The organism is Arthrobacter sp. I3, assembly GCF_000520575.1.
Classification (GTDB): Bacteria; Actinomycetota; Actinomycetes; order Actinomycetales; family Micrococcaceae; genus Arthrobacter; species Arthrobacter humicola_A.
In genome coordinates this window covers 30,659-41,154 of sequence record NZ_KI914914.1, presented here as the reverse complement: position 1 = coordinate 41,154, position 10,496 = coordinate 30,659, and the positions used below count along the sequence as shown (strand labels likewise).

The 10,496-nt window shown below is 67.5% G+C and carries 10 protein-coding genes; 8 read left to right on the top strand and 2 right to left on the bottom strand.

What is annotated here, in order from left to right; translation table 11 throughout:
* The 6 genes from Y706_RS24140 to Y706_RS0107465 all read left to right on the top strand — a co-directional run.
* Positions 1–481 (top strand): UBP-type zinc finger domain-containing protein (locus Y706_RS24140; protein ID WP_043435303.1); only part of this gene is annotated, 481 nt, incomplete at its 5' end.
* Between the two features lie 149 nt (positions 482–630).
* On the top strand, positions 631–876 hold the full coding sequence (locus Y706_RS0107485) for a DUF2630 family protein (RefSeq protein ID WP_028276110.1): 246 nt from the start codon (positions 631–633) through the stop codon (positions 874–876).
* A gap of 51 nt (positions 877–927) precedes the next feature.
* Entirely contained in the window at positions 928–1,968 is a 1,041-nt protein-coding gene (locus Y706_RS0107480; RefSeq protein ID WP_028276109.1) for a CapA family protein, read from the top strand.
* A 204-nt stretch (positions 1,969–2,172) separates the two neighbouring features.
* Entirely contained in the window at positions 2,173–3,321 is a 1,149-nt protein-coding gene (locus Y706_RS24135) for a multicopper oxidase domain-containing protein (protein ID WP_216699114.1), read from the top strand.
* Between the two features lie 296 nt (positions 3,322–3,617).
* On the top strand, positions 3,618–4,985 hold the full coding sequence (locus tag Y706_RS0107470; protein ID WP_052355028.1) for an ammonium transporter: 1,368 nt from the start codon (positions 3,618–3,620) through the stop codon (positions 4,983–4,985).
* A gap of 119 nt (positions 4,986–5,104) precedes the next feature.
* Positions 5,105–6,550: a S8 family peptidase gene (locus Y706_RS0107465; RefSeq protein WP_253906713.1), complete on the top strand. Its 1,446-nt coding sequence runs from the start codon at positions 5,105–5,107 to the stop codon at positions 6,548–6,550.
* Positions 6,551–6,685: 135 nt separating this feature from the next.
* Here the strand turns inward: Y706_RS0107465 and Y706_RS0107460 are convergent, their stop codons facing one another.
* Together Y706_RS0107460 and Y706_RS0107455 are read right to left on the bottom strand one after the other, a co-directional pair.
* Complete coding sequence (locus Y706_RS0107460; RefSeq protein WP_028276106.1) at positions 6,686–7,366, bottom strand: response regulator; 681 nt, start codon at positions 7,364–7,366, stop codon at positions 6,686–6,688.
* Complete coding sequence (locus tag Y706_RS0107455) at positions 7,359–8,699, bottom strand: sensor histidine kinase (RefSeq protein ID WP_253906712.1); 1,341 nt, start codon at positions 8,697–8,699, stop codon at positions 7,359–7,361. The genes Y706_RS0107460 and Y706_RS0107455 overlap by 8 nt, the downstream gene beginning before the upstream one ends.
* A 113-nt stretch (positions 8,700–8,812) precedes the next feature.
* On the opposite strand from Y706_RS0107455, the gene Y706_RS0107450 reads away from it, so the two are divergent.
* The gene (locus Y706_RS0107450) at positions 8,813–10,180 is read left to right on the top strand and encodes an LssY C-terminal domain-containing protein (protein ID WP_084475969.1); all 1,368 of its coding nucleotides are present in this window, start codon (positions 8,813–8,815) and stop codon (positions 10,178–10,180) included.
* A 97-nt stretch (positions 10,181–10,277) separates the two neighbouring features.
* Entirely contained in the window at positions 10,278–10,427 is a 150-nt protein-coding gene (locus Y706_RS29555) for a hypothetical protein (RefSeq protein ID WP_164468554.1), read from the top strand.
* Positions 10,428–10,496: the final 69 nt, after the last annotated feature.

Here is a 10,496-nt window from a genome sequence, read left to right as displayed (position 1 = left end):
GGCCGCCGAAGCCGCCACCCCCAGCCAGCGGTACGCCCAACTCCGGCTGGCGATGCTGGACGCCGAGCGCACCAAGGTCCTCGAGCTGCGGCGCGGCGGCGGATACGCGCACGAGGTCCTGGTCAACGTCCTTGACCGCCTCGACGTCGAAGAGTCCATGCTGGACGCCGCACTGGAAGAACCGGACGCGGACGGCAGCGGCGGCGAGGGAATCGCCCGGCCCCGCGGCGTTTGTCCGCATCTTGAGTCCGCCCCGGATCTCACCGTCCCGTCTGGTCCCTTCTGTGAGGCGTGCGAACGGGAGGGGACGACGACGGTGCATCTGCGGATGTGCCTGCAGTGCGGCAACGTGGCCTGCTGCGATTCCTCGCCGGGAACCCACGCGTACAAACACTTCCAGCTCAGCGGCCACCCCGTCATGCGCAGCGCCGAGCCGGGCGAGGACTGGCGCTGGTGCTACCCGGACGAACTCCTTGGCTAGGCCGCAGACGCCAGACAGCGCCGTCCGGCGCAGGGCCCGGGCGCCCCTGTTCACCGCACCCTCCCCTCCGTAGGCTGGAAGGGGACCTGCTGGAAGTGGACCCTGCGAAGAGAAGGCGGCCCGCCGCCGTCGGACGAAAAGAGGACACCGTGGACAACCAAGACATCCTGGAGCGCATCAAGGACCTCGTGGAGGAGGAACACGGCCTCCGCGAAGGCTCAACCCAGTCTGGCGGGACCGGAAGCCCGGACATCCTCCGGCTGCAGCAGGTGGAAGAACAGCTGGATCAGTGCTGGGACCTGCTCCGCCAGCGGCGCGCGAAAAAAGACTATGGCGAGAATCCTGACGAGGCGGAAGTGCGGCCGGTCAGCGAGGTCGAAGGCTACCAAAGCTAGCCCCGGCCCTGACCTGACAGACAGGCAGGCAGGCAGGCAGGCAGGCAGGCCATGCTGATCGCGCTGCTGGGAGACGTCATGCTGGGCCGGCTGGTGAACCGGCACCTGGCAGCGGCCAGGCCCGCCTATCCGTGGGGCGACACGCTGGCGGTCCTGGAGCAGGCCGATGTCCGCGTCGCCAACCTCGAGTGTGTCCTGGCAGCCGGCGGCGAGCCCGAACCCGGAAAGATCTTCCACTTCCGCTCGGACCCGAAGAACGTGGCCAGCCTCCTCGCGGCCGGGATCGACGTCGTCTCGCTCGCCAACAACCACGTCCTGGATTTCGGCCAGGACGCGTTCGGGGAGATGCTGCCGGCGCTGGACGGCTGCGGCATCCTCCATGCCGGGGCCGGCCCCGACCTGGAGTCCGCCCGCCGCCCGGCCGTGTGGCGCGTGGGCGCCGTCGCCGTCGGATTCATTGCCTTCACGGACAACGAGCCCGGCTGGGAGGCGGGCACCGCGGCTCCCGGGGTCTACTACGTCCCGGTGGAGGATGTTTCCGTTGATGCCGTTTCCGTGACCGACGTTCCCGTTACCGACGGCGGCCGGCGCCGCCGGGCACGGCGGGACGGACTCTTGGAACTGGTCGCCAGGACCAAGGCCCGCGTCCAGGTCCTCATCGTGTCAGCCCATTGGGGCGGCAACTGGGGCTACGACGTCCCGGCCGGGCACCAGGACCTTGCCCGGGACCTCATCGAGGCCGGGGCCGACGTCGTGTTCGGCCACTCGCCGCACATATTTCGCGGCGTCGGCATCCACCGGAACCGTCCCATCATCTTCAGCACCGGGGACTTCATTGACGACTACGCTGTGGACCCGGTCGAGCGCAATGACCAGTCTTTCGTGTTCATGCTCGACACCGACGCCGGCGCACCCCGAACGCTTCGGCTGCATCCGACCATCATCGCCGGATTCCAGGCGCGACTGGCCCGCGGATCGGCACCCGGCATTGCCGCCCGGATGCAGCGGCTGAGCGGTCAGTTGGGCACGCTGGGCTCCTGGAACGCCTCCGGCCGCTGCCTTGAGATTCCGCTCGACAGGCCGGCGTTCTAAATCACAGGTTCTGGAAAGCAGACCCAAGGTTGGTCAAAGATCCCCCTGTTACCGTTCCGTCAGGCCGTGTCATCCGGTAGGCCGGATTTGAAAGGGGACAGCATCATGGGCGAACACGCCATGACGCCTCAGCAAGCCCGGATGGCACCGTTCTACTGGCCGCGATGGATCGTACTCATCATGGTTGTGGGGATGGTCGCGGTCTTGGCCCCAATTATCATCATCTCCGGATCAGCCACCGCGACGGCGCCGGCCAAGGGGAACTACGTGCCGCAGACGCGCACGTACTTCATCGGCGCGGATGAGGTCGACTGGAACTACGCGCCGACCGGCAGTGACCAGATCACGGGTGAGCCGTTCGACGAAACCGCCGCCGTCTTCACTCAGCAGGGACCGCAACGCATCGGCAGCACCTACATCAAGTCCCTGTACCGGGAGTACACCAATGCCTCATTCAGGACGCTCAAGCCCCGGACCGCTGCCGATCGGCATCTAGGCATGCTGGGGCCGGTCATCCGCGCCGTCGTCGGAGACACGATCAAGGTGGTCTTCAAAAACAACCTGGACCGCCCCGTCTCCGTGCATACCCACGGCGTCTTCTATGACAAGGGCAGCGAAGGTGCCCCGTACAACGACGGGACCAGCCCGGCAGATCACCGGGACGACGCTGTCGCCCCGGGGACCGTTTACACCTATAGCTACAAAGTTCCGGACCGTGCCGGCCCCGGCCCGATGGACGGCAGTTCCGTAATGTGGATGTACCACTCGCACACGGATGAAGTTGGCGATGACTACGCCGGCCTGGTTGGTCCCATGGTCATAACGAAGGCCAGCGCCGCGCGCACGGACGGCACCCCGGAGGATGTGGACCGCGAATTTTTCGTGCAGTTCAAGGTCAGCGACGAGAACGCCAGCCCATACCTGCAACGCAACATCACCAGGTTCGCCGGGGACCCGGCTTCGGTGGACCCGGGCAATGAAGAGTTCGGGGAGAGTAACTTGATGCACTCCGTCAATGGCTACGTCTTCGGCAACCTGCCACTGGACGCCATGACCATGAAAAAGGGCGAACGGGTCCGCTGGTACCTTATGGGCATGGGCACTGAGGTGGACCTGCACACCCCTCACTGGCACGGCAACACCGTGACGGCCCTGGGAATGCGCACCGATGTAGTGAGCTTGCTCCCGGCGACCATGGTGACGGCCGACATGGTCCCTGACGACCCCGGCACGTGGCTGTTCCACTGCCACGTCAACGATCACATCAGCGCCGGAATGCTGGTCCGCTACCGGATAACCAACGCATCGGCCCCCCGCAACGGCAACAGCGTCCACTCCGGCCACACGTCGTAACCGAAAATTCGTCGCGCCGGTGGCCCACGCGCGCCGGCAGAGGATCAGCGACGCGCCGTCCGCCGTCCCGGCCCTCTGGCGCCGCAGAACGGCATGCGTCCGGCGGCCACATGAGGTCCCGTTTACATTCCTGAAACATGCCGGTCACGCGAACTTCACGCCGTCGCGATTCCCGTAACGTGCCCGCAACTTATCGCCTCACTCCCGGAAACATGGCTCCGCGAGGATTAAATCCGGATCGGGGGGCCGGCGGCGACGTGTCCCGGTACGGAAGACTGACGAGAAGGGACCCGCCGGTGGAGCTCACTGCTGGAAGCGTCTGGATGATTGTGTCGGCAGCGATGGTTCTGCTGATGACCCCGGCCCTGGGCCTGTTTTACGGCGGGATGACCCGGGCCAAGGCCTCGCTCAACATGATGATGATGAGCTTCGTCTCGGTGGGGATCGTCGGCGTGGTGTGGGTCCTCTGGGGCTACTCGATGAGCACCGGGCAAGGTGTCCTCGGCGTGTTCGGCAACCCGTTCGCGAGCTTCGGCCTGAGCAGCCTCATCGGCTCGCCGGACCTGATCAAGGCCGGCTACAGCGCCACTTTTGCCATCCTCACCGTGGCCCTCATCAGCGGCGCCATCGCGGACCGCGCGAAGTTCACCTCCTGGGCCCTCTTCGTCCCCATCTGGATCACCCTTGTGTACTGTCCCCTGGCCTTCATGGTCTGGGGCGGAGGCCTCATGAGTGCCGGCGGCGCCGTAAGTGCCGTCTTCGGCCAGGTCATCGACTTCGCCGGCGGCACCGTAGTGGAAATCGCGTCCGGAACGGCGGCGCTGGTCCTGGTCCTGATCCTGGGCAACCGGCACGGCTTCGGCAAGGACCCCGGCCACCGCCCCCACAACATCCCCTTCATTATGCTCGGCGCGGGCATCCTGTGGTTCGGCTGGTTCGGCTTCAACGCCGGCGCCGCCACCACAGTGGAGCAGGCCGGCCTGATCTGGGTGAACACCCTGGCCGCCCCTGCCGCAGCCATGATCAGCTGGCTGGTGACGGAGAAGGTCCGCCACGGCCACCACACCTCCTTGGGCGCGGCGTCCGGCGCCGTCGCCGGCCTGGTGGCGATCACGCCGTCGTGCGCCAACATCAGCCCGCTCGCCGCACTGGGCCTTGGCTTCGTGGCCGGTGCCGCCTGCGCCGTGTTCGTGGACCTGAAATTCAAGTTTGGCTTCGATGACTCGCTCGACGTCGTCGGCGTCCACCTCGGCGGCGGCCTGATCGGCACGCTCGCCCTCGGTTTCATTGCGCTCCCGGTGGACGGTGCCGGCGGCGGGCTGTTCTACGGCGGCGGGCTCCACCAGGTCATCGCGCAGGCCGTAGCCGTCCTCATCACGGTGGCCGTGTCGGGCCTCGGGACCGCGGTGATCGGACTCGCCATCCACAAGACGATGGGTTTCCGGGTCAGCCGCGAGGACGAACTCGCCGGAGTCGACCGGTCCGAGCACGCCGAGACCGCGTATGCCTTTGCCGAACTGGGTTTCAGCCGGTTCAACCCGTTCGGCCACCACAGCGGTGCGGCCCACGCCGCGACATCGGCCCACGCGGCGGCGTCGGCCCACGCGGCCGGCCGGGCACCGGAAAACGCATCCGCACGCGCAAAGGAAGACAGCCTCGTCTGAGCCGGCCGCCGGGCCAGGCACAAGTTTTTCCAAAGGGCCCGGGTGTAAGACGCGGCCGGAGGCTTAAGATATGGGCGGGGGGCACTCGAATTAGCGAACTCGCTTAATGGGAGGCCACGATGTTCAGCCAAGCCAGCCGCAAGGCCTCAAAACCGAAGCTAACATCGGTGGCGCGGACCCCGCGCAGACACCGGCGCAGCTCCCTTCCCAGACCAGACACAGATTGGTTCGGGCGCGGGCTGGCCTCGCTGGCGGCCTTTGCCCTGGTGGCGGGCGGCAGCCTGATGGCGGCGGTTCCTTCGAACGCGGCCGCCCCCGCGCAAAACTACATCGTGGTGCTCAAGGACGGCGTCGTGGACGCCGGAGCGGCGGCGGCCGCCCAGCAAAGCGCTTACGGATTCACGGCATCGAAGGTCTACCGCAACGCTGTGAACGGCTACTCTGCCACCCTGACGGCGGCCCAGGCGCAACGCGTCCAGGCCGATCCCAGCGTTGACTTCGTCACGGCGGGCCGGACCTTCCAGCAACCGCGGGATCTTGGAACCGCGGCCACCCAGGAGACACCGCTTTGGCGCAAGCGGATCGCCGGAACCAGCTCAGACGTCCGGAAGGCCCTCGACCGGGGGCCAAGCCGGATCAACGTCAACGTCGCCGTGATCGACAGCGGCATCGATGCGACCCACCCGGACCTGAACGTCAAGGGCGGCGTTGACTGCCAGTCCGGCTCGCCCGTCGATGTGACCCCCGTTGACGTCCTGGGGCACGGAACATTCGTCGCGGGCGTAATCGGCGCCCGGAACAACCGCCTGGGCGTCATCGGGACCGCCCCGGGCACTCCGCTCTGGTCTGTCCGGGTGGTTGACGACGCCGGCCTGATCTCCGAGGAAAGCCTGATCTGCGCGATTGACTGGGTGACCTCGACGCGCAAGGACCATGACGACAGCAACGACATCGCCGTGGCCAACATCAGCATCGCCGGCGGCGCGGCGGACACACCCAACTGCGGCAAGGGCACGGACCCAATGCACTACGCCATCTGCCGCTCGGTCCGGGCCGGTGTCACCTATGCCGTCGCGGCCGGCAACGCCGGTGAGGACTTCGCCAACACCGTGCCGGCCACGTACGACCAAGTACTGACCGCCACCGCGATGGGCGATTTCGACGGAAAGTCCGGCGGGGATGCCGCCCCGATCTGCGGCCCCGACGACTTTTCGAAGTACGGGCAAAAGGATGACCAGCCGGCGTTCTTCTCCAACTTCGCCACCACGAGTGACGACAAGGCCCACACGGTCTCCGGCCCCGGCGTGTGCATGCTCTCCACCTGGCCCGGCGGCTACAACGTAAGCAACGGCACCAGCTTCGCCAGCCCGGCCGTGGCAGGGTCCGTGGCCCTCTGCATCAGCCAGAAGGCGTGCACGGGCTCAGCCGAGCACGTCATGGAGCAGTACCTGGACCTGACAAAGTCGTACTCTAAGCGGCACCATGACTACGGCTTTGGCGGCGATCCCATCCACCCGATCGGGGGGCAGTACTACGGATACCTGACCCAGACGGTGAGCTTCTGACGCTACGGCGGTGAGGAATCCGGCGGCGCAAGTCGCCGCACCAGCGGCCCTCGGCGAGTCTCAGCCGAGGGCCCAGCCGGGTTTCAGCCCAGCCGCCGGTTTCAGCCCAGCCGCGTTTCAGCCCAGCAGCGGGTTTCAGCCCAGCAGCCGGCGTTCATAGGCGAAGGCCACCAGCTGGAGCCGGGTCCCGAGGCCCAGCTTGCCCAGCACGCTCCTGAGGTGTGTCTTGACCGTCGCTTCGGATACGAACAGGCTTCCGGCGATCTCACCGTTGGCCAGTCCCTTGGCCGCGAGCAGGAAGACGTCCCGTTCCCGGGCAGACAGCACCTCCAGCGCGGACAGGTCCGGTCCCCCGGCCGGCACGGTCCGGGCAGCATGCTGGAACAAATCCTGCACTGATCCCGGCGCAATCACGGAGTACCCGGAGTACACCGTCCGGATCGCGGCGAGCAGGAACTCCGGTTCGGCGCTCTTGAGCAGGTAGCCGCTGGCCCCGGCGTGCACGGCGTCAACCACCGCCTGGTCCCGGTTAAACGTGGTCAGGGCGATGATCTTCGGCGCGCCGGTGCCTGCGGCCTCCGCCTGCCGCACGATCCGCCGTGTGGCGCCGACGCCGTCAAGGACCGGCATGCGCAGGTCCATGAGCATCACGTCGGGGCACCGTTCGACGGCGAATGCCGCCGCCTGCGCGCCGTCGCCGGTTTCCCAGGCCATCGCCATGTCGGGTTGGCTCTCCACCAGCATCCGGATTCCCGCCCGGAACAGGGCCTGGTCGTCGACGATCGCCACGGTAATGGCCGCCCCGGCATCAGCCACGGTCGCCGGCTTCGGCCAGCGGCATTCCCGGGCGCGCTGCAGTGCTTCCCGCGGGAACCAGGTCCGGCTCCGCGCCGGCGGCGGCAGCGTCGGCGTCGGCCGTCCTTGTGCCGAAGGGGATAAAGACGGTCACCCGGTACTGCTCGCCATCCGGGCCGGACGTCATCCAGCCTCCTGCGAGGTGGGCGCGTTCCCGCATCCCGGCGAGGCCGCGGCCCACCCGCGTTTCGGCGGCGGGGTCCGGGCTGTCCCTGCCGGTGGTGTCCGGGATCCCGGAGGCGGCATGCAGGGTCAGCCCCGGGCCGCTCCAGTCCATGTGCAGCCGCACGGCGGTGCCGCGGCCGCCGTGTTTCAGGGCGTTGGTCAGGCATTCCTGGATGATCCGGAATACGGCGAGCTGCTGCCCGGCGGAGAGCTCGGCGGGCGTGCCGGACTCGCTTTGTTCGATCTCGAGGCTGCCCTGCATGCGCGCCACGAGGGGCCCGACGTCGCTGAGCCGGGGCTGGGGCGTGACCATGCCGTCGTCGCGCACCCCCTCGATGACGCGCTGCGCGTCCACCAGGGCGCTCCGGGCCGACGTCGCGATGTTCTCCAGGGCGTTTAGCACTGCCCTCGGCTGGTCCTTGCTCAGGTAGCGGGTGCCATCCGCCTGCGCCGCGATCACGGCGAGTGAGTGGGCCAGGACGTCGTGCAGGTCCCGGCCGATCCGGGTCCGTTCCTGCTCCACGATCAGGTCCACTTCGGCTTCCCTGAGGCTGGTCTGGGCGATGGTCCTGGCCTGGAACAGGCTGCCGCGTTCCTGGTACATCGCCAGCAGAAGTCCGACGGCGGCGCAGGCTGCCGCGATCACCAGCAGCAGCGAAAAGAGTTGCCAGCCGTAGGCTTGAAAGGTCCACCGGTCGCTCATGTACAGCGGAAGGAACCAGCCGACGCCGTTACCGTAGCGCCAGGACAGCATCAGGAACGTCATGGCGCCGGCGAACACCACGTTGGCGGCCGCCGCGATGAAGCGTGTCCTTCGCCGGGCCGTCCATTGGATGAAAGCCAGGGACACGAACGCCCCGAGGTAAATGGCCCAGTGGTTGGCGTGCATCGCGGGAATGGCGTACCCCAGTTGGCCCGCGAGCAGCCCTGCCGTGAATCCGAGCGACGCGTAGGGCTTCCAGGCGGCGCAGGCAATCGCTGCCGTCATGAGGATCAGCGGCCACGTCCCCTCCCAGGTGTGGAGGCCGGCGCCCATCCGCCCGGCCTCGGCCACGCACCACAGCGTGAAGAAGAGAACGGCCGCCGCGGGGGCGCCCCAATGCCGCAAAACTTTCAGTAGTGGTTCCATGCTGTCACCCTATCCACGGCGGCTGTCACAGGCAGGTCACATCCGGCCGCGCTCCACCTTGGGGCCAGAAGATTCATCTTTCGAGCCAGCCCTCCGTCGATAGCGGGCGTAGTATGGCGGCCATGACCAAGGCAGCGGTTGAGGTCACAGCTCCCGCCGAAGCGGTGCCGTACTCCGTGCTGGACAGCGTGTTCTTCGTGGTGGGCGGCGTTGCGGCTGTGTGGCTGACCGCGCTGCTGGTGCAGTTGAGCTTCGAATGGGGCTGGGCGCAGGTCTGGTTCCTCTTCATCTTCTGGGCCCTGCTCGCCTATCTGGTGCTTCCCCGTCTGCACCGGATCCTGACCCGGCTCTACGTTCCGGACTACTTCATCGGCCGGGCGCGCACCAGCGACGGGCTGCTGGGTGATCCCGTGAACATAGCCCTGCTGGGATCGGAACCGCAGATCCATGGCGTGATGCGGTCCGCTGGCTGGACAAGGGCCGATGACGTGACCCTGGCCAGCAGCCGGCGGATCGTCTCCTCCACCCTCCTGCGCCGCAGCTATCTCGAGGCCCCGGTCAGTCCGCTGTTCCTGTTCGGCCGCCAGCAGGATTTTGCCTACCAGCAGGAAGTCGACGGCACGCCGGGCAAACGGCACCACGTCCGCTTCTGGCGGTGCCCGCCCGGCTGGCTGCTGCCGGGCGGGCTGGCCGTCGACTGGTTGGCGGCCGGCACGTATGACCGCAGCGTCGGGCTGTCCCTGTTTACCCTGCAGATCACCCACAAGATCGATGAGAACACCGACGCCGAACGCGACCATGTGGTCGGCGCCATTACCGGGGCCGATCCCGCGGCCGGGCTCAGGGTGATCCGTGATTTTTCCACCGGCTATCACGCGCGCAACGGCGGGGGTGACACCATCACCACCGACGGCAATCTCCCGATCGTCGATCTCAGGCAGACCGTCGCGGAGCCGACCGCTGCGGGCTTGCTTGCGTCCGTCACGGCCCCGGGCGAGGGCCGCACCCGGCGTCCTTCGACCACGATTGTCGGGGCGGCCTTCGTCGGTGCCCGCGCGGCGGCGGCCGCGCTGCTGGCCCTGTCCCTGGTGCTCTTCAAGGACGCGCACGTCGGCTCACTGGTGCAGCCCGTGGCTGGCCCGGCGGTCACGGAGGCCCAGGCGGAATTGGCCGTCAGCGCCGCAACGGTGCTTGTCCTGCTCTTTGCCGTGGCCGAGATCCTGCTGGCGTGGTTCGTGTTCCTCGGCCGAAACTGGGCCCGGACGGTGGCCATGGCGCTGAGCACGGCCGCCATCTGCTTCCAGGCCGTCGATGTTTTCTACGGCGGCCCGGACATCACCCTGAAGTCCAATCTCCCCGGCCTGACCCTGGACATCCTGTTGCTTCTGGCGCTCTCCAGCAAGCGGTCCCGCGACTATGCCCTGCGTCCCCGCAAGGAAGTCAAACGGGATTCCAGCCGTCCCGGCGGCCGGACGCCCTGAATCGCCAGGATCCAGGGGCCCTTGACAGCCCTCTCGCTGCGGGAGCTAGATGTTCAAATAGCCAGCAATCCACCGCAGGAGCAGCTAAGGAGCGGACATGAGCGACGACTCACAGGCGCCCGAGCGTCATCACAGCGAGACCCCCGCCGAAGGTGATGCAACGGCTGAACCCTTCGACGATCGCGCCCATTCCCAGGACGCGGCAGAAGGCCCGGACACCGACGACGAACCGGGCCCCACGGCCTAGCCTCCCTACGCGTTAGCCTCCCTACGCGCGAATTCGCCGGAACCCTGCGGGCTCGCCGGAACTTTCCGG

Excerpts from the sequence above, each read along its gene's own strand:
- Y706_RS0107480 (WP_028276109.1), top strand. The coding sequence starts at position 928 with ATGCTGATCGCGCTGCTGGGAGACGTCATGCTGGGCCGGCTGGTGAAC.
- Y706_RS0107465 (WP_253906713.1), top strand. The coding sequence starts at position 5,105 with ATGTTCAGCCAAGCCAGCCGCAAGGCCTCAAAACCGAAGCTAACATCG.
- Y706_RS0107455 (WP_253906712.1), bottom strand. The coding sequence starts at position 8,699 with ATGGAACCACTACTGAAAGTTTTGCGGCATTGGGGCGCCCCCGCGGCG.
- Y706_RS0107450 (WP_084475969.1), top strand. The coding sequence starts at position 8,813 with ATGGCGGCCATGACCAAGGCAGCGGTTGAGGTCACAGCTCCCGCCGAA.
- Y706_RS29555 (WP_164468554.1), top strand. The coding sequence starts at position 10,278 with ATGAGCGACGACTCACAGGCGCCCGAGCGTCATCACAGCGAGACCCCC.